Genomic DNA, 18,596 nt, shown 5'->3' with positions numbered 1-18,596 from the left:
GGACGACACGCGTACCTGGAGGGTCGGCTCGCGTGCCTGGAGGGTCGGTTCGCGTGCCTGGAAGGTCGGCTCGTGTGATTGGGGGTCTACACGGTGGGTGGGCGGGGGGACGGAACGGGCGCCTCGCGGTGGCGGGGCGCCCGGTCCAGGGGTGAAGCTCAGCTTTTGGTGTCGTCCGGGGTGTCGTCGCCGGTCGGGGGGTCCGCTTTCTCCCGCTCTTCGCGCTCCGTGCGCTCCAGCTCGGCCATCGGGTCCAGGTCGTCCGCCGTGCCGCTCCGGCCGACTCGCGCCGAGAAGTCCAGGGGCTCGTCGAGGTCCTCGGCCGTCGGCATCAGGTCCGGGTGGGACCACAGGGCGTCGCGCTTCTCGATGCCGTGCTGCTCACCCACCATGTTCCACAGCGTCGACGCCGCTCGCATGCGGCGGGGGCGCAGCTCCAGGCCGACCAAGGTCGCGAACGTCTGCTCGGCGGGGCCACCCGTCGCGCGGCGGCGGCGCAGGGTCTCGCGCAGTGCGTCCGCACCCGGGAGTCGGTCGCCGACCGCTTCGGCCACGACGACGTCGACCCAGCCTTCGACCAGGGCGAGCAACGTCTCCAGGCGGTTCAGCGCGCCCTTCTGCTCCTCCGTCGTCTGCGGCTCCAGCAGCCCGGACGACATGGCCTCTTCGATGCTCGCCGGGTTCGACGGGTCGATCTGGCCGGCCAGGGACTCCAGCGCCGACGTGTCGACCGAGATCCCGTGGGCGAACTCCTCGACCGTCGCCAGCAGCCGCTGACGCAGCCACGGCACGTGCGTGAAGAGCCTTTGGTGCGCCGCTTCGCGGGCGGCCAGGAACACGAGGATCTCGCTGTTCGGCAGCTCCAGGCCCTCGGCGAACTTCTCGATGTTCGCCGGCAGCAGAGCCGACGTCCCGGGGGGCGCCAGCGGCAGGCCGATCTCGGACGACGTCAGCATCTCCGACGCGAGCTGCGCCAGCGCGCTGCCGAGCTGGGAGCCGAAGGCCATCCCGCCCATCTGCCCCATCATCTGCATCAGCGGGCCGGCGGCCTGCTTGGCCTCTTCCGGCAGCGCCTCCATCCAGGCACCCGAGATCCGCTGGGCGACCGGGTCGCAGAGCCGCTGCCACGTCGGGAGCGTCTTCTCCACCCAGGTGCGCGGCGACCAGGCGACCGTCGACGTCGCGCCCGCGGGCAGGAACGTCGCCGGATCGAGCCACATCTCGGCGAGGTGGGCCGCGTCACGCACGGCGGCGTTCGAGTCGTCACCGCCGGAGAAACCGAGCCGGCTCTCGCCGGTGTTGCCGGCGCTGCCCAGGTTCTGCAGGGCGATCTGCTTGGCGAGATCGTAGTTCACCGGCCCGCTGGAAGTGCCGGCCTGACTGAGCATCTGGCCCAGTTGGCTCAGCATCTGACCGAGCTGGTTGAAGGCCTCGGCGCCGGACTGCTGCCCGCCCTCCGAGGGGTCGTTCTCACCTCGTTTGTCGGGATCGGAAGGTCCGAAGCCGAACGGGGGTTTGCTCATGGGTCCACCGTACGCGGGTCGGGCGCCCCGGAGCGCGTCAACCGGACCCATGTGCGTGGCCTTCACCGAGAAGCGAACACGGTCACCGTACGCTGTCGGGCGTGACCAAGTCCTCCGAGGAGAGCACCGAGACCGCCCCCGCGACGACCCCGCCGGAAACTCCGCCGGAGCGGACGGGCGAGGCCCGGCGGATGACCCGCCGGGGCTGGACGCTCGTGGTCAGCGGCTCGCTGTTCCTGGTGTTCGTCGTGCTTGGTTCGGTCGTGCCGGTGCCGTTCGTGGCGATCAGCCCGGGCCCGACCTACGACACGCTCGGTCGCGACGCCGCGGGCAACCCGGTCATCCAGGTCGCCGGTCACAGCACCTTCCAGACCACCGGCGAGCTGCGGATGACGACCGTTTCCCTGCACGACGGCGTCACCCTGTTCCAGGGCCTCGGCTTCTGGGCGAGCGGCCGGTACGCGCTGGCGCCGCGCGAGGAGTACTTCAAGCCCGGCGAGACCAACGAACAGGTCAAGCAGGAGAACATCCAGCAGCTGCAGGACTCGCAGACCAACGCCCAGGTCGCCGCGCTGCGCAAGCTCGGCTACCCGGTCAAGGTGCTGGCGAAGGAGATCGTCTCCGGCAGCCCCGCCGACCACGTGCTGGCCCCCGGCGACAAGCTGATCACGGTCAACAACAAGAAGATCGTCGAGGCCGGGGACGTGCGGGCCGCGCTGGCCGGCACCCTGCCCGGCCAGACCGTGCAGATCACCTTCCAGTCCGACGGCCAGCCGGAGCGGACCGTGCCGCTCACCCTCGCTTCGCGCCCCGACCGCAAGGAGGGCTTCATCGGCCTCACCGCGGTCGACCGGGCCGACGCGCCGTTCAACGTGACCATCTCGCTGCAGGACGTCGGCGGCCCGTCGGCCGGGCTGATGTTCACCCTCGCGATCATCGACCGGCTCCAGCCCGGCGACCTGGCCGGCGGGCGGCACATCGCCGGCACCGGCGAGATCACCGAGACGGGTGAGGTCGACCCGATCGGCGGGATCTCGTTCAAGGTCGTCGGCGCCCGCGAGGCCGGGGCCACCGACTTCCTCGTGCCCGAGCACAACTGCGCCGAGGCCAAGACCACGGCGCCGTCGGGGCTGAACCTCATCAAGGTGTCCACACTGGACGACGCGCTCGCCCAGCTGGCCAACCTCAAGGCGGGACGGCCGACCGCGTCGTGCTGAGCGGCCGGGCACCCAGCGGCCGTCAGGGGATCAGCGTCGCCTTCAGCGCCTCGATCAGATTCGGGGCCAGGTCGGGGCTTTCCACGATCTCGTCGATGCTCTCGTCGCCGTCTTCGGCCGTGCCGATCCCGCGCAGGCGCATGACGCACGAGCGGTCGCCCTCGCGCAGCACCGCGGCCACCAGCCGGGCCTCGGTCCGCTGGGGGTGGTCGGCGGCCGCGCGCCGCAGGCTCTCCGCGTCCGCCTCGGCGACGTCCGGCAGCTCCGACTCCGAGCCCGGCGGCAGCACGATGATCTCCTGCGCCAGCGCGCACCCGATGACCAGATCGGGCCAGGCGATCCGGCCCAGCGCCTCGGCGAGGTCGCCCTCGGGCAGGGCCTCCTGCGCCACCGGCGTCAGCGGGTTGGCCCGGTCCAGCTGCCCGGCCAGCTCCGGCTGCTCGTCCAGCAGCGCCGCCGTCGGCACCAGGGCGAACAGCTGCGGCGGCTGGTCCCAGCCGGCCGCGGCCATGAACTCCTCGATCTCACGGGCGAGTGCGGCGACACCGGGGACGGCCGGGTGCGGTTCGTTCATGCGCACATGGTCGCAGGCGCCCCCGCGCGACGGCGTCGCGAGTCCGGTTTGGGCGGGTCCCGGGAACTTCCCCCGGCATCCGTAGAGTTAGGTCACCAGGGGGCGCACGCGCCCCCGTGTAAGCATTCACGAAGACAGGAGCGTGTGCCGTGGCGACTCGGCCCCCGGTGAGCCTGCCGAAGCTGTCCCGGCGCAGCCGGATCCTCCTCATCATCGCCGCGGTGATCGTGCTCGCGTTGTTGCTGGGGGCCCGCCTGCTGGACACGTACGTCGACTGGCTGTGGTTCGGCGAGGTCGGCGCGCGATCGGTGTTCACCACCCAGCTGGTCACTCGCATCGTGCTCTTCTTCGCCGTCGGGTTGCTCGTAGGCGGAGCCCTCGCGATCAGCCTGATGATCGCCTACCGCAGCCGCCCGGTGTTCGTGCCGATCTCCGGCGCCGACGACCCGCTGGCGCGCTACCGCTCCGCGATCGTCGCCCGGATCCGCCTCTTCGGCATCGGCATCCCGGTGCTCACCGGCCTCATCGCCGGGCTGTCCGCCCAGGGCGACTGGCAGGTCGTGCAGCTGTTCCTCAACGGCACCTCGTTCGGCCAGACCGATCCCGAGTTCGGCAACGACGTCGGCTTCTACGCCTTCGACCTGCCGTTCTTCAACTGGCTGCTCGGCTGGCTGTTCATCACCGTCGTCATCTCCTTCTTCGGCGCGCTGATCTCGCACTACGTCTTCGGCGGCATCCGGCTCGCCGGCAAGGGCGGCCAGCTCGCCGGCCCGACCCGCGCGCAGCTCGCCATCACGGTCGGCCTCTTCGTGCTGCTGAAGGCCGCGGAGTACTTCTTCGACCGGTACAACCTGCTGTTGTCCGACCGGGGCGCGCCGCTGTTCATCGGCGCCACCTACACCGACCTGAACGCGGTCCTGCCCGCCAAGCTGATCCTGCTGTGCATCTCGGTGATCTGCGCGATCGCGTTCTTCGCCGGCGCGTCCCTGCGCAACCTGCAGCTGCCGGCCATCGCGCTCGTGCTGCTGATCCTGTCGAGCATCCTGGTCGGCGTCGCCTGGCCCGCCATCCTCGACCAGTTTTCGGTGAAGCCGAACGCGAACGAGAAGGAAGCGACGTCCATCCAGCGCAACATGGACGCCACCCGCAAGGCGTTCGGCCTGACCGACGTCCAGTACCAGCAGTACACCGGCAAGTCCGACGCGACCGCGGCCCAGGTCAACGCCGACACCGGGACGATGTCGAACATCCGGCTGCTCGACCCGAACGTCCTCTCCGACACGTTCACCCAGCGCGTCGGCCGCGAAAACTTCTACGGTTTCCCGGCCAAGCTCGACATCGACCGCTACACCGTCGGCGGCACCACGCAGGACTACATCGTCGCGGCCAAGGAGATCAAGACCGAGGGCCTGACCGGCAACCAGACCAGCTGGATCAACAAGCACCTCGTCTACACCCACGGCAACGGCTTCGTCGCCGCGCCGGCCAACACGATCGACCGCGCGGTCAAGGACGCCAACTCCGACGGCGGCTACCCGATCGCCACCACCAGCGACACCCAGAACCCGACCGGCGCCGGTGCCAACGGCGGCGCCCCCGGCATCGAGGTCAAGCAGCCCCGCATCTACTACGGCGAGCTGTCCGCCGCAGACTCCGACTACGCCATCGTCGGCGGCACCTCGGGCAACGCGCCCGGCGAGTACGACACCGCCACCGACCGCTACACCTACAACGGCACCGGCGGCGTCCCGATCGACAACTGGTTCAACCGCCTGGCTTTCGCCGCCGAGTACGGCGAACGGAACATCCTGTTCTCCGACGCCATCGGCGACAACTCGAAGATCATGTACAACCGCGACCCGCGCGATCGCGTCAGCAAGGTCGCGCCGTGGCTGACCCTCGACGGCGACCCGTACCCCGCGGTCGTCGACGGCAAGATCCAGTGGATCATCGACGGTTACACCACCATCAACAACTTCCCGTACTCGCAGCAGACGCAGCTCGGCGCGGCCACGAACGACTCCCTCAACGGCGTCGCGCGCCAGGGCAACAGCTCCATCAACTACATCCGGAACTCGGTCAAGGCCACGGTCGACGCCTTCAACGGCACCGTGAACCTGTATTCGATCGACGACAAGGAACCGGTCCTCAACGCCTGGGAGAAGGTCTTCCCCGGACTCGTGAAACCCAGCTCCGAGATCTCCCCGGACCTGCGGTCCCACTTCCGGTACCCCGAAGACCTCTTCAAGATCCAGCGTGAGCTCCTGTCCCGCTACCACGTGAGCAACCCGCAGGAGTTCTACTCCCAGCAGGCCTTCTGGAGCGTCCCGCAGGACCCGACCGCCGAAGGCGGCGCCAACCCCGCCGCGGCCGGCGCCGCCAACCAGCCCGGTTACTACGTCCTCGCCGACACCCCGGGCCAGACCAAACCGACGTTCCAGCTGACCAGCTCCCTCACCGGCCTCCAACGCCAGTACCTCGCGTCCTGGATGTCGGTGTCCTCCGACCCGGTCGACTACGGCAAGATCCGCGTCCTCCAGCTGCCCAGCGCGGCCACCGGAGCCACCCAGGTCGACGGACCGGTCCAGGTCCAGAACCGGTTCCAGAGCGATCCACGCGTCGCGCAGGACCGGACCCTGTTCAACAACCCCAACGTCATCCCGATCTACGGCAACCTGATCACGCTGCCGGTCGCCGAAGGGTTCCTCTACGTCGAACCCGTCTACATCCGGCAGCGCAACCAGAACAGCTACCCGCAGCTGGCCCGTGTCCTTGTCTCCTACGGACCCAAGGTCGGCTACGGCGCCACCCTCCAGGAAGCTCTCGACCAGGTCTTCGGCACCGGAACGTCCACGACCACACCACCCCAGACCGGCCAGCCGACCACGACCACGCCGACCACACCGACCACGACACCGCCCAACACCGGCGGCGGCAACGCGGCCCTCGACAAGGCCGCCGCCGACATCGAAGCGGCCATCGTGAAACTCCAAGCCGCCCAGAAATCCGGCAACTTCGCCGACCAGGGAGCGGCCCTGGCCGCCCTCGACACGGCCGCGAAGGCCTACCAATCGGCCAAGGCACAACCGGCCACCACACCCAGCACCACCCCCACCAGCCAGCCCGGCGGGTGACGTCGATTACCTAAGTGACCCCTGCTTTGCGCCCCACGGAAACCAAGGCGTAAAGTAAGGGACACGACGCGGGGTGGAGCAGCTCGGTAGCTCGCTGGGCTCATAACCCAGAGGTCGCAGGTTCAAATCCTGTCCCCGCTACGGATGTAGGAGGCCTGTGCCGACGGAACGCGTCGGCCGGGCCTCCTTCGCATTTCCCCTGGGGGTCGGACCCCCAGACCCCCGCCAGGGGGGCTTCGCCGCCCCTGGACCCCCCCTTCGTGTGGCTGGGTTCTCAGGTCAGCCAGCCCTTGGTCTTCCCAGTTGTGTTTGCTACGTGGCCGTCTGGGCGGATCAGGGCCCTTGTCAGGTCTGGCCAGGGGAGTTCGGGTACTGCTGCTACCTCTACGTCGGGGTGTGGGGGTTCTGTGGGGGTTGTGGTCAGCAGGACGAACTTTCCCTTGTGGAACCAGTCGCTTGCGTGGCCCGTCCTGGTTTTGAAGTCCGGTAGGCGGGTTCCTGTTGCCGGGTGGGCGTTCTGGGGGGCCTTGTAGCTGATGCTCAGGCCTGATACCAAGCCTGACAAGTAATGCTGGGCTTCCGGGAGTTCGGACATCGCCCGGAAGACTGTTCGCAGCGCCAAAAGCTCGGGGGTCGCGGGGATCAGCGCCGACTGGGCCGCTACGTTTTGTACCACTGCCTCCGCCACCGGGCGGCGTTCCTGTTCGTAGGTGTCCAGCAGGTTCGCCGGGGCCTTGCTTTTCAGCTGTGCGGCCAGTTTCCAGCCCAGGTTCATGGCGTCCTGGACGCCCAGGTTGAGACCCTGGCCTCCTGCCGGGAAATGCGTGTGGGCTGCGTCGCCCGCCAGGAGAACCCGGCCTACTCGGTACTTCGCGGCCAGCCTCGAGTCGTCTCCGAAACGGGATGCCCAGCGGATCTCTTCGACCTTCGTCGCCGCGCCGTACGTCTTGGTGATCACGTCGCGGACTTCTCCGTCCGTCACTTCCGCTCGGAGGTTCGCCGGGCGGTTCAGGCGGTCTCCGTAGGCCAGGCGGTACAGGTTCGGTTCCGACAACGGGATCAGGCCCGTGTACTTGCCGACGCCGTCCGCGGTGACGATGTTGCGCATCGAGCGCCACTCGCTCTGGGCGCCTGGTGGGGTTGCCGCGAACCGGACGTCCGCCACCACTCCGTGGCCTCGGCCGTCGATACCCTCGAACGGCAGCCGCAGTGCTTTGCGGACGGCGCTTCGGCCGCCGTCGCAGCCCACCAGGTACGCCGCTCGGATCGTCGTGGTGGTCGTGGTGACCGTGACGCCTTCGGCGTCCTGGGTGAAGCTCGTCAGCTCCTGGCCTCTGAGGACCTTCGTGCCCTGCTCGGCCAGGCGCTCCTCCAGCGCCGCCTCCACTTGGGCCTGAGGGATGCCCAGCTGGTACGGGTGGCGCGTGTCCCAGCCGGCGTAACTCACCGGGAGCATCGCGAAATGGCCCTCCGCGACCGTCGCGAACGACCGCTGCTCCGCCCGGCCCAGCAGGCCGCGCAGGTCCAGGACCTCCGCGGTGCGTGGCTGGAGGTTCAAGGCCTTCGACAGGCCGGTGCGCTCCGCCAGGCGCTCCAGCACCACGACGGCCACCCCGGCCAGGGCCAGCTCGTTCGCCAGCATCAGCCCGGTCGGCCCCGCCCCGGCGACGACCACCTCCGCCGTCAGCTCGTTCATGAAATCCCCTTAACAACGTTAAATTGACGTGTCCCGAGGATGCCCTTAACATCGTTAAACTGTCAAGCCGGGAAGCTGAGGAGACCGCGAACATGGCCCTGACCAGGCGGGACATCGCCCGCGCCGGGCTGAAGCTGCTCAACGAGGTGGGCCTGAACGGGCTCACGCTGCGGCTCATCGCCGCCGATCTCGGCGTCAAGGCGCCGGCGCTCTACTGGCACCTGAAGAGCAAGCAGGAGCTGCTCGACGAGATGGCGACCCAGATGTACGCCGACGCGGACCGGGAGCCGCCGGAGCCGCTGGGGGAGTGGGAGACCGTCGCCTACCGCGCCCGGGCGCTGCGCCGGATGATGCTCGGCTACCGCGACGGCGGGAAGGTCTTCGCCGGGACCTACCTCGGCGACCTGGGCCTGGTCGGGGAGTACCCGTTCCGCCGGAGCGTCAACGCCGGCCTGGACCGACGGCGGGCCGACCAGGTGCTCTTCACCGTCTACAGCTTCGTCGTCGGCTTCACCATCGAAGAGCAGGCCGTCTACCCGACGCCGGGGCAGCTGGACGAGCGCTACCGCGGGGCGCCGGGCGGCGCGGTGCTCACGGACGTCGACGCGCGGTTCGACGACGGCCTGGAGATCGTCCTCGGTGGTGCCCGTGGCTGGCTCAAAACGGGATAACCCCAGGTCAGCGAGTTTCGGTACCCCCCGTGTAAAGGCCTTGGCGACCCCGTGTAATCTTTCTCAAGTACCACAACGGCGCGGGGTGGAGCAGCTCGGTAGCTCGCTGGGCTCATAACCCAGAGGTCGCAGGTTCAAATCCTGTCCCCGCTACCACCAGGAGGCGCGTTCTCGGGAAACCGGGAACGCGCCTCTTTTGTCATGTTCGTACGACTTTCGCCGCCGACTTTTCCGCGAAACTGTCGAATGACTGCGGATTCCGTCGGATGAAGCCGGGTTTCGCGTGGTTGCGGTGCGTGTCCACAGTGGGCCAACTGAGGACGGTCGTCCGCCGAACTCACCTGCCTGGTGGTTGTCAGGGCCGTCCGCATGCGGCTGGTCGGACCAATGTGTGGCCACCGTGGTTGCGCTGCGTGTCCGGGGTCCACTGTGGACCAGAGCGGATTGGGCCGAACGAGGGGATCTCACTAGCCACAATGGACAGATCTGCTGACCACTGTGGACACAGGCGCCGATAAGTGGGAATGTAGAGGGCGTGTCCGAATTGAATGCAACAGCCGCCGCCCTGCTCGGTCTGCTCCACGACGGTCCCGCCACCGGCGGGCAGCTCGTCGCGGGCGCCGGTGAGCGCTTCGGTGCCTTCTTCAGCGTCACCCGCAGCCAGGTGTACCGGGAGCTCCCGGCGCTGTCCAAGGAAGGTCTCGTCCGGCTCGGCAAGCAGGGTCCGCGCTCCAGCCAGCAGTACCTGATCACCGCCGCCGGCAAGAAGGCCTTCAAGGCCTGGCTGACGTCCGAGGCCGGTCCCGACCACCTGCGCAGCCCGCTCATCCTGCGGCTCGTGCACGCCGGGTCGTTGACCGCGAAGCAGCGCGGGTCGCTGCTCGAGTCGGCGCGCACCAGCTACGGCCAGCAGCTCGACGACGCGAAGACAGCCACCAAGTCGGCCGAAGGGCCCTACGAAAAGGCCGTCGCCGAGTTCGCCCAGGCGCAGGCCAAGGCCGCGCTGAAGCTGCTCGACGCCATCCCGTCGGCCTGACGTTCACGCGCCCACGACCGGTGCTCGCGACCGGTCGTGGGTTTTGCCGTAACCTCGACAAACGTGAGTGATGAGTTCGACGCGGCGTTGAAGGACCTGACCGGCAAGCTGACGCAGATCGAGTCGGTGATGGACCTCGACGCGTTGCGCGCGCAGGTGGCCGACCTGGAGCAGCAGGCTTCGAGCCCCAACCTCTGGGACGACCCCGAAGCGGCGCAGAAGGTGACCAGCCAGCTCTCCCACCGGCAGAGCGAGCTGCGGCGGGTCAGCGACCTGCGCCAGCGGCTCGACGACCTGGGCGTGCTGTACGAGCTCGCCGGTGACGAGGGTGACGCCGGCAGCATGGGCGAGGCCGAGGGTGAGCTGACCGAACTCGGCAAGGCCATCGACGGCCTCGAGGTCCGCACCCTGCTCTCCGGCGAGTACGACGACCGCAACGCCGTCGTCACCATCCGCTCCGAGGCCGGCGGCGTCGACGCCGCGGACTTCGCCGAGATGCTGCTTCGCATGTACATGCGCTGGGCCGAGCGGCACGGCTACCCGACCAACGTCTACGACATCTCCTACGCCGAAGAGGCGGGCATCAAGTCGGCGACGTTCACGGTGACCGCCCCCTACGTCTACGGCACCCTCTCGGTCGAGCAGGGCACCCACCGGCTCGTCCGGATCTCGCCGTTCGACAACCAGGGCCGCCGCCAGACGTCGTTCGCGCACGTCGAGGTGCTGCCCGAGGTCGAAGAGGTCGACCACGTCGACATCGCGGAGAAGGACATCCGCGTCGACGTCTACCGCTCGTCGGGCCCCGGTGGCCAGAGCGTCAACACGACCGACTCCGCGGTGCGCATCACGCACCTGCCGACCGGCATCGTCGTCTCCTGCCAGAACGAGAAGTCGCAGCTGCAGAACAAGGCCGCCGCGCTGAAGGTCCTCCAGGCCCGGCTGATGCTGCGGAAGAAGGAGGAAGAGCGCGCCGAGATGGACGCTCTCAAGGACGGCGGGTCCAGCTGGGGCAACCAGATGCGCTCCTACGTGCTGCACCCGTACCAGATGGTGAAGGACCTGCGGACCGAGTTCGAGGTCGGCAACCCGTCCGCGGTGCTCGACGGCGAGATCGACGGCTTCCTCGACGCCGGCATCCGCTGGCGGAAGCAGTCCGCTGCCGTTTAACGGTGCAAGGGGTGGTTGTGTGACCGCTCACCGTGCGCAAACGCCCCTTGCTCCACCCGGGTGGCACAGGCAACCGGGGCTTCACGAGACCGGTGGGTAGTATGCCGAATCGTGATCCGGCTCGAAGAGGTTTCCAAGGTCTACAAGACCTCGACGCGGCCCGCGCTCGAGCGGGTGTCCGTCGACATCGAAAAGGGTGAGTTCGTCTTCCTCATCGGTCCTTCGGGATCGGGGAAGTCGACCTTTCTCCGGCTCCTGCTGCGCGAAGAGACTCCCAGCAAGGGCCGCGTGGTGGTGTCCAACTTCGACGTCGCCAAGCTGGCCCGCCGCCGGGTCCCCCGCCTGCGGCAGACCATCGGCTGCGTCTTCCAGGACTTCCGCCTGCTGGCCAACAAGACCGTCGCGGAGAACGTCGCGTTCGCCCTCGAGGTCATCGGCAAGCCCGGCCCGACCATCAAGAAGGTCGTCCCCGAGGTGCTGGAGCTCGTCGGCCTCGACGGCAAGGCGGACCGGCTGCCCAACGAGCTCTCCGGTGGTGAGCAGCAGCGCGTCGCGATCGCGCGCGCGTTCGTGAACCGGCCGCTGGTGCTGCTCGCCGACGAACCGACCGGGAACCTGGACCCCGACACCAGCCAGGACATCATGCTGCTGCTGGAGCGGATCAACCGCACCGGCACGACCGTCCTGATGGCGACCCACGACCACGGCATCGTCGACTCCATGCGGCGCCGCGTCGTCGAGCTGCAGCTCGGCCGGGTGGTCCGCGACGACGCCCGCGGCGTCTACGGCATCGGCCGCTGACCGCCCACCCCCGCACGCCCCCGACCCCAAGGACCTGCACCCGACATGCGCGCCAGTTTCGTCTTCAGTGAGGTAATCACCGGCCTGCGCCGGAACATCACGATGACCATCGCGATGATGCTGACCACGGCCGTGTCGCTCGCCATGCTCGGCGGCGGCCTGCTGGCCGTGCGGACGATCGACAAGATGAAGTCCAACTTCCTCGCCGACGTCGAGGTTTCGGTCTACCTCACCGACGACATCAGCGCGAACGACAAGAACTGCACCCAGTCGCTGTGCGAGTCGCTGCGCTCGGACCTGCAGGGCAATGACGGCGTCGAGTCGGTCGTGTTCGAGAACCGCGACCAGGCCTTCGACCGGTTCAAGAAGATCTTCGAGAGCCAGCCCGAGCTGATCGCCCTCACCGGCCCCGAGTCGCTGCCCGCGTCACTGCACGTGAAGCTGAAGGACCCGGACCGCAGCGAGTCGATCGTGCAGGCCTACAGCACCAAGCCGGGCGTGCGGAAGGTCGACGACCAGAAGAAGTTCCTCGACCGCGTGTTCAACGCCTTCAACGGCGTCCGGAACATGGCCTTCGGCGCGGCGCTCATCATGGCGATCGCCGCCCTGCTGCTGATCGCCAACACGATCCAGGTGTCCGCGTTCACCCGGCGCACGGAGGTCGGCATCATGCGGCTCGTCGGCGCGACGCGGTGGTACACGCAGCTACCGTTCCTCCTGGAGGCGGTGGTCGCCGGCGCGGTCGGCGCGATCCTCGGGATCATCATGCTGATCATCACCAAGGCCGGCTTCCTGGACTCGGTGTTCACCGGCGACGTGTTCCCGAAGATCACCATGCTGGAACTGCTGTTCCCGGTCGCGCCGATCCTGCTCGGGGTGTCCGTGCTGATCTCCGCCCTCACCGGTTACGTGACGCTGCGGCTGTACGTCCGGCACTGACGTAAAGCAGCTGCTTGCCGCCCGGAGAATCACGTAGAGTGGTCGTATGCCCAAGGAACTTGGCCAGAAGGTGATCGTGTCGAACCGCAAGGCGCGGCACGATTACTCCATCCTCGACACCTATGAGTGCGGTCTCGTGCTCGTCGGCACCGAGGTCAAGAGCCTGCGCGAGGGCAAGGCGTCGCTGGCCGACGCGTTCGCGACCGTCGACGACGGCGAAGTCTGGCTGCGCAACGTGCACATCCCGGAGTACACGCAGGGCACGTGGACCAACCACACCCCGCGACGGACCCGGAAGCTGCTGCTGCACCGCCGCGAGATCGAGAAGCTCATCGGCAAGACCAAGGAGAGCGGGCTCTCGCTGGTGCCGCTGTCGATGTACTTCAAGGACGGCAAGGTCAAGGTCGAGATCGCTCTGGCCAAGGGCAAGAAGGCCTACGACAAGCGGCAGACGCTCGCCAAGCGCGACGCGGAGCGGGACATCAGCAAGGCCATGGGCCGCGCCCTGAAGGGCCGGTTCACGGAGTGACGGCCGGGCCCGCCGACGACGCCGACGTCGCCCGCTGGACGTCGTCGCTGGGCCTGCCGGGCTTGGTCGACCTGCACGTCCACTTCCTGCCGAAACCGGTGATGGACAAGGTCTGGGCGTACTTCGACCGGGCCACGACGCACTACGGCACCGAGTGGCCGGTGCACTACCGCACCGACGAGCAGGACCGGATCGCCACCCTGAAGACGCTGGGAGTCCGGCGGTTCGCGCCGCTGGTCTACCCGCACAAGCCGGGCATGGCGCAGTGGCTGACGGAGTGGGCGCTCGAGTTCGCGGCGCGGGTCCCGGACGCCGTGCCGACCGGCACGTTCTACCCGGAGCCGGGCGCGGGGTCCGGTGTGGACAGTGCGCTGCGGGCGGGTGCGAAGGTGTTCAAGGCGCACGTCCAGGTCGGTGCGTACGACCCGCGTGACGAGCACCTGACGCCGGTGTGGGGTTCGCTCGCCGACGCGGGCGTGCCCGTGGTCGTCCACTGTGGACACGGACCGTTGCGGGGCGACTTCACCGGGTTGCGGGTGTTCGAAGAGGTGCTGGCGCGCCATCCGCGGCTGACGGCGGTGCTCGCGCACTCGGCGATGCCGGAGTTCGGCGCCGCGTTCGACCTGCTCGCCAAGTACCCGCGGGTGCACCTCGACACCACGATGGTCGGAGTGCCGTTCGCCGAGGCGATGTCGCCGCTGCCGGCGGACTGGACGTCGCGGCTCGCGGACGTCGCCGACCGGGTGGTGCTGGGTACCGACTTCCCGAACATCCCGTACTCCTACGCGACACAGCTGCAGGCGATCGCCGGCTGGGCGGCCGACGATCGCCTGGGGGAGCCGTTCCTGCGGGCCGTCCTGCACGACACCCCGCTGCGGTTGCTCAACGCCTGACGGTGGCCCGTTCCGAGACGGTCACCGCGCGGCCCAGCAGCCGGGTGCCCAGGTCCGTCACCGGGATGTGCTTGCCCGCCAAGAGGAAGCCGGCCGTCGCGAGGAGCACCCACGGCACCGGGCCGTGCACGATGCCCTCAGACAGCGGGGCGAAACCGTGGGCGGCGAGGCCGAGCAGGCCACCGGAGACCATCAGCCCGGCCACGATCAGCTGCGGCAGCTTCGCCGTCACCGCGAAGGTGTCGCGCTGGATCTCGAAGTGGGCGAACAGCCGCAGCAGGCCCAGCAGGACCAGGCCGCACACCGCGAACCACGCGGGCGCCATGACCAGCCAGAGCAGCGTCCCCGGCGCCGGGGTCTCGTAACCGAGGCCGTACACCGTCACGCCCGCCACCACGATCAGCGCCGGCATGTGCCACAGGTAGACGCTCATGAACCGCGCGCCGAGCCAGCCGAGGACGTTCCCGATGCCAGGCCGCTCCGCAAGCGCGTTGAGCTGCGGGCGGAAGGCGAGCAGCAAGCCGATCTGGCCGACGGCGAGGAAAGCGAGCAGCACGGTCGGCGGGCTCATGTTCGACACCGGCGCACCCGGCATGCCGATCATGCTGGCCGGGTACGGGCCGAACGCCACCAGCAGCGCCGTGATGCCGAAGCCGGCGCCCGACAGTGCCAGCGCGCCGCGGCGGGTCAGCGAACCGAGGCGGCCTTCGACGTAGTGGAAGCCCAGCTGGTGCACCGCGACCCAGACGAAGATCGCGTTGGCGTAACCGATGTAGCCGAGGTCGTTGAAGCGCGCGACGTCGACGAGCACGCCGGCCACCCCCATCACCAGCGGCACCTTCAGGCCCCAGCGGCGGTGCGCGGCGACCATCACCGGCGTGAGCAGCACGACCAGGACGTACACCGCGAGGAACCACAGCAGTTGCGCGGCGATCGCACTGGCGACCTGCAACGGCTGCGGCGGGATGCCCAGGCCGCGCAGGAAGTCCGGCACGACCAGCCAGACGGCCAGCAGCGGCAGCACCGGCACCATCAGCCGCCGGACCCGCGCGGCGAGCCACGTGCGCGGCGACTCGGCGCGACGCAGCGAGATGAGGTTGGCGGCGCCCCCGGCGAAGAAGACCAGCGGCATCACCTGCGACAGCCAGGTGACGACCCACCAGCCCGGCGTCGCCAGCGCGTTGCCGGTGGCGAGGTTGCCGTCGGAGTAGGAGAGCACCGGCATGACCCAGTGCTGGGCGATGACGGCGAGGATGGCCCCCGCCCGGACGACGTCGAGGAACCTGTCCCGGCCGCCTCGCGCGACCCCCTGGCTTGTCTGCATGCGGTAGAGCCTGGTCGCTTCGACCTGCCGGAACAGCGGTGCTGACCGCCCTCTTGGGGGTCCTGTTCACCCCCGCGTCCTCCGGGGGTTCTCCCTACCGCCGGACGGCTCAGGACTCCCGGATGCCGTCGGGTTCGGCCTCACTGCGCGACGACGCGGCGACGCGGTACTCCCAGCCGTCCTCGGTGAGGCCGAGCTCGTAACGCGTCTCGATCTTCGGGCCGGCGTGGAGGTGGATGTGCCGGATGACGGCGCCGGGCTCGTTGTCGCCCAGCTCCTGGACCCGGCCGTCGAGCGGTCCACCGAAGAAGCGGACGCAGCGGGCTTGGTCGGACATCCGCGCTCTCCTCTCTCCGTCGGGTCCGCTCATGGTAGGTGAGGGGACTCGAGGACGCCGCCGCCAGAACGGGTGACCCAGCGTCCACCTTACGGGGCTTTCGGTCACCGAGCGTCCGCTCACCGGCCGAGATAGGTGAGGACCGCACGGACGCGACGGTGTTCCTCCGCGCTCGCCTCCAGGCCGAGTTTCGCGAAGATGTTGCCGATGTGCTTCTCCACCGCGCCGTGCGAGACCACCAGAGAGTTGGCGATCGCCGTGTTCGACAGGCCCTGGGCCATCAGGCCCAGCACCTCGGACTCGCGCGCGGTCAGGGCGTCCAGTGGGTTGCGGCGGCCGCGGGCCATCAGCTGGGCGATTACGTCCGGGTCGATCGCCGTGCCGCCGTTCGCCACCCGGCGGACCGCGTCGAGGAAGTCCGCGACGTCCGCCACGCGCTCCTTCAGCAGGTAGCCGACGCCGCCGGCGCCACCTGAGAGCAGCTCGACCGCGTACGACTCCTCGACGTACTGCGAGAGCACCAGCACCGGGAGCCCCGGCACCTCCTTGCGGGCCGCGAGGGCGGCGCGCAGGCCCTCGTCGGTGAACGTCGGGGGCATGCGGACGTCGACTATCGCCAGGTCAGGGCGGTGTTCCAGGACCGCGCCCAGCAGCTCGTCCCCGTTGTCGACGGCCGCCACCGTCTCGATGCCTTCGTCGGCGAGCAGGCGGGTGACCCCGGCCCGCAGCAGCACGGCGTCCTCGGCGATCACTACCCGCATCCGGCCCCCAGGTTCTCCGATGATCGGGGCCCAGCCTATTCACCATTCGCAGGGGAGGTCAGCCCGGATTACGGTCGGCCCGCCGACCGGGCTCACCACGGTGATCACACCGTCGATCGTCGCGGCGCGGTCGGCCAGGCCGGCCAGACCGCCGCCGGGCCGCATCTCGGCGCCGCCGTGGCCGTTGTCGGTGATCTCGACGACGACGTGCGCGTCGTCGCGCCACACCTTCACCTCGGCCTCCTTCGCGCCGGAGTGCTTCGCGATGTTCGTCAGCGTCTCGCCGACGATGAAGTACGCCGTCGTCTCCACCGCCGCCGGCGGCCGCGGGTCCACGTTCACCGTGACGTCCACCGGGATCGGCGACTTCGCCGCCTGAGCCGACAGCGCCGCGTCCAGGCCGCGGTCGCCCAGCACCGCCGGGTAGATCCCGCGGGCCAGGTCACGCAGCTCCGACACCGCGAGCTTCGCGTCCGAATGCGCCTCGTCGATCAGCTCGCGGACGGCCTCGGGATCGTGGTCGAACTTCGACTTCGCCCGCCCCAGGCTCATCGCGACGGCCACCAGCCGCTGCTGCGCGCCGTCGTGCAGGTCACGCTCGATGCGCCGGCGCTCCGCCTCGGCCGCGTCCACACCCCGCGCCCGCGAAGCCTGCAGCCGCTCGGCCTTCTGCTCCAGCCGCTTCGTGCGGTTCGGGCCCAGCAACGCGATCGCCAGCTCCCCGTGCAGCCAGCCCAGCCACGGCGTCACCCAGATCGCCATCGGCAGCAGCACGATCGACGCGATCGCGATCGCGAACTCCGCGCACGCCAGCGGGAACGCCGCCATCAGGTACGCCAGGTCCCGCCACGTCGTCGGGTCGCTCAACCGGATCAGCCACCGCCGCAGCACCGGCTCGTCGCCGTAGGCCCGCCGCTCCACCGGCGGCAACGGCACCCGCAGCATCCGCCCGGCCCAGCCCCGCTCCCGATCCGCCGACCAGCGGATGAAGCTCGTCGTCGCCAGCAGGATCGGGAACCCGACCCACACCACCGCCGTGCCGACCCCCACCGAGATCCCCGTGACGATCAGCACGAACTGCAGCAGCCGGAAGACGAAGCTCAGGAGCATGTACCCGATCGTGCGAGCCGGGTGCGGCCGCGGGTGCTCGAGCTGGCGTTGCTCCGGCGTCATCCCGCCACCAGGTGCTTCTCTTCGGCTTCTTCCCACCAGCGCTCCATCCGACGGCGCTGGGCGACGGTCGGGCCGAGCAGCGCGTTCGCGAGCCGGGCGTGCGTCCCCGCCAGCGCCTTGGTCAGCGCCACGGACAACGCGATGAACAACACCCCCAGCGCCGCCCACGGTAGCGCGTCCACCGTCGAGTCCACGGTCAACCACCGCACGTCGTCCGACGGGAAGTAGTACGCGCCACCCGGCAGCCACCGGAAGTAGACCGGCAGCCCCGCCAGCGCCAGGCTCGTCGACCAGAACGCCGTCACCAGCGTGAACTCGATCAGCCCGAGCGGGAACAACACGAAGAAGTACAGCAGGTCCCGCCACGTCGACAGATCCTTCAGCCGCGCCTTCCAGCGCAGGCTCTGCTTCCCCGCCGGCAACGGCAGGTACGGCAGATCTATGTACCGGTCCAGCAACGCGTAGACCCGCGCCCGCTCCATCCGCGCCGCGCCGCGGATCCCCAGCACCAGCAACGCCAGCAGCGGAACCCCCACCCACACCACGACCGTCCCCAGCCCGGCCGCCGTCAACGACGTCAAGACCGTGAACGCCGCCACCCCCAACGGCAGGTTCATCAGCAGGAAAACCACCGAACCGCCGAACGGCGGATCCCGCCTCTCGCTAGCCATGACCTGGCTCCCTTCAGTCCCACGATGCCCCCAAGCATCGTTCGCCGGACCGCCGGCCGACATGGTGCGCGCGGGCATCCCGCCGGTAGGGCTGGCCCTACCCCGCCCTGGACTAAAGGGCTGGCGCCACGCGTTATGCTGTACGGGTTG

Annotated in this window: 17 protein-coding genes and 2 tRNA genes; 11 read left to right on the top strand and 8 right to left on the bottom strand. The window is 69.3% G+C overall.

Annotated elements, in window-relative coordinates:
* Nucleotides 1-158: 158 nt before the first annotated feature.
* Nucleotides 159-1,523: a zinc-dependent metalloprotease gene (locus tag OG494_RS30610; RefSeq protein WP_328444595.1), complete on the bottom strand. Its 1,365-nt coding sequence runs from the start codon at nucleotides 1,521-1,523 to the stop codon at nucleotides 159-161.
* Nucleotides 1,524-1,714: 191 nt separating this feature from the next.
* Between OG494_RS30610 and OG494_RS30605 the strand changes: the two genes are divergently transcribed.
* Nucleotides 1,715-2,740 carry a YlbL family protein gene (locus OG494_RS30605; RefSeq protein WP_442874511.1) on the top strand — a complete coding sequence of 342 codons (1,026 nt, stop codon included), beginning with the start codon at nucleotides 1,715-1,717 and terminating at the stop codon, nucleotides 2,738-2,740.
* Between the two features lie 22 nt (nucleotides 2,741-2,762).
* Here the strand turns inward: OG494_RS30605 and OG494_RS30600 are convergent, their stop codons facing one another.
* Nucleotides 2,763-3,314, bottom strand: coding sequence for a PPA1309 family protein (locus OG494_RS30600; protein ID WP_328444591.1), 552 nt, complete (start codon nucleotides 3,312-3,314; stop codon nucleotides 2,763-2,765).
* 149 nt (nucleotides 3,315-3,463) lie between these two features.
* On the opposite strand from OG494_RS30600, the gene OG494_RS30595 reads away from it, so the two are divergent.
* Complete coding sequence (locus tag OG494_RS30595) at nucleotides 3,464-6,448, top strand: UPF0182 family protein (protein ID WP_328444589.1); 2,985 nt, start codon at nucleotides 3,464-3,466, stop codon at nucleotides 6,446-6,448.
* Between the two features lie 67 nt (nucleotides 6,449-6,515).
* Nucleotides 6,516-6,589: transfer RNA gene (locus OG494_RS30590), tRNA-Met, on the top strand.
* 133 nt (nucleotides 6,590-6,722) lie between these two features.
* Here OG494_RS30590 and OG494_RS30585 read toward each other — a convergent pair.
* Entirely contained in the window at nucleotides 6,723-8,144 is a 1,422-nt protein-coding gene (locus OG494_RS30585; RefSeq protein ID WP_328444587.1) for an FAD-dependent monooxygenase, read from the bottom strand.
* Nucleotides 8,145-8,236: 92 nt separating this feature from the next.
* Between OG494_RS30585 and OG494_RS30580 the strand changes: the two genes are divergently transcribed.
* From OG494_RS30580 to OG494_RS30545, 8 genes are all read left to right on the top strand, one after another.
* Nucleotides 8,237-8,815, top strand: coding sequence for a TetR/AcrR family transcriptional regulator C-terminal domain-containing protein (locus tag OG494_RS30580; protein ID WP_328444585.1), 579 nt, complete (start codon nucleotides 8,237-8,239; stop codon nucleotides 8,813-8,815).
* 79 nt (nucleotides 8,816-8,894) lie between these two features.
* Nucleotides 8,895-8,971: transfer RNA gene (locus OG494_RS30575), tRNA-Met, on the top strand.
* 379 nt (nucleotides 8,972-9,350) lie between these two features.
* A complete protein-coding gene (locus OG494_RS30570) occupies nucleotides 9,351-9,851 on the top strand; it encodes a PadR family transcriptional regulator (RefSeq protein WP_328444583.1) in 501 nt (166 codons plus the stop codon).
* Nucleotides 9,852-9,914: 63 nt separating this feature from the next.
* On the top strand, nucleotides 9,915-11,018 hold the full coding sequence (gene prfB, locus OG494_RS30565) for a peptide chain release factor 2 (RefSeq protein ID WP_328444581.1): 1,104 nt from the start codon (nucleotides 9,915-9,917) through the stop codon (nucleotides 11,016-11,018).
* Nucleotides 11,019-11,129: 111 nt separating this feature from the next.
* The gene (gene ftsE / locus OG494_RS30560; protein WP_247061275.1) at nucleotides 11,130-11,819 is read left to right on the top strand and encodes a cell division ATP-binding protein FtsE; all 690 of its coding nucleotides are present in this window, start codon (nucleotides 11,130-11,132) and stop codon (nucleotides 11,817-11,819) included.
* Nucleotides 11,820-11,864: 45 nt separating this feature from the next.
* Nucleotides 11,865-12,758, top strand: a complete 894-nt coding sequence (gene ftsX / locus OG494_RS30555; RefSeq protein ID WP_328444579.1) for a permease-like cell division protein FtsX — start codon at nucleotides 11,865-11,867, stop codon at nucleotides 12,756-12,758.
* A 46-nt stretch (nucleotides 12,759-12,804) separates the two neighbouring features.
* On the top strand, nucleotides 12,805-13,287 hold the full coding sequence (gene smpB / locus OG494_RS30550; protein ID WP_247061279.1) for an SsrA-binding protein SmpB: 483 nt from the start codon (nucleotides 12,805-12,807) through the stop codon (nucleotides 13,285-13,287).
* The gene (locus OG494_RS30545; RefSeq protein ID WP_328444577.1) at nucleotides 13,284-14,180 is read left to right on the top strand and encodes an amidohydrolase family protein; all 897 of its coding nucleotides are present in this window, start codon (nucleotides 13,284-13,286) and stop codon (nucleotides 14,178-14,180) included. Before smpB ends, OG494_RS30545 begins: the two co-directional genes overlap by 4 nt.
* Here the strand turns inward: OG494_RS30545 and OG494_RS30540 are convergent.
* From OG494_RS30540 to OG494_RS30520, 5 genes are all read right to left on the bottom strand, one after another.
* On the bottom strand, nucleotides 14,170-15,504 hold the full coding sequence (locus OG494_RS30540; RefSeq protein ID WP_328444575.1) for an acyltransferase family protein: 1,335 nt from the start codon (nucleotides 15,502-15,504) through the stop codon (nucleotides 14,170-14,172). The genes OG494_RS30545 and OG494_RS30540 overlap by 11 nt on opposite strands.
* 109 nt (nucleotides 15,505-15,613) lie before the next feature.
* The gene (locus OG494_RS30535) at nucleotides 15,614-15,841 is read right to left on the bottom strand and encodes a hypothetical protein (protein WP_328444573.1); all 228 of its coding nucleotides are present in this window, start codon (nucleotides 15,839-15,841) and stop codon (nucleotides 15,614-15,616) included.
* A gap of 119 nt (nucleotides 15,842-15,960) precedes the next feature.
* Nucleotides 15,961-16,602: a response regulator transcription factor gene (locus tag OG494_RS30530; RefSeq protein WP_328444571.1), complete on the bottom strand. Its 642-nt coding sequence runs from the start codon at nucleotides 16,600-16,602 to the stop codon at nucleotides 15,961-15,963.
* 39 nt (nucleotides 16,603-16,641) lie between these two features.
* Nucleotides 16,642-17,775 (bottom strand): sensor histidine kinase, encoded by a 1,134-nt coding sequence (locus OG494_RS30525; RefSeq protein ID WP_328444569.1) that lies wholly within the window; start codon nucleotides 17,773-17,775, stop codon nucleotides 16,642-16,644.
* On the bottom strand, nucleotides 17,772-18,446 hold the full coding sequence (locus tag OG494_RS30520; protein WP_328444567.1) for a sensor domain-containing protein: 675 nt from the start codon (nucleotides 18,444-18,446) through the stop codon (nucleotides 17,772-17,774). The genes OG494_RS30525 and OG494_RS30520 overlap by 4 nt, the downstream gene beginning before the upstream one ends.
* Nucleotides 18,447-18,596: the final 150 nt, after the last annotated feature.

Origin of the sequence: Amycolatopsis sp. NBC_00438 (assembly GCF_036026695.1) — a bacterium.
Taxonomy (GTDB): domain Bacteria; phylum Actinomycetota; class Actinomycetes; order Mycobacteriales; family Pseudonocardiaceae; genus Amycolatopsis.
This window is presented reverse-complemented; position numbering and strand designations above follow the sequence as displayed.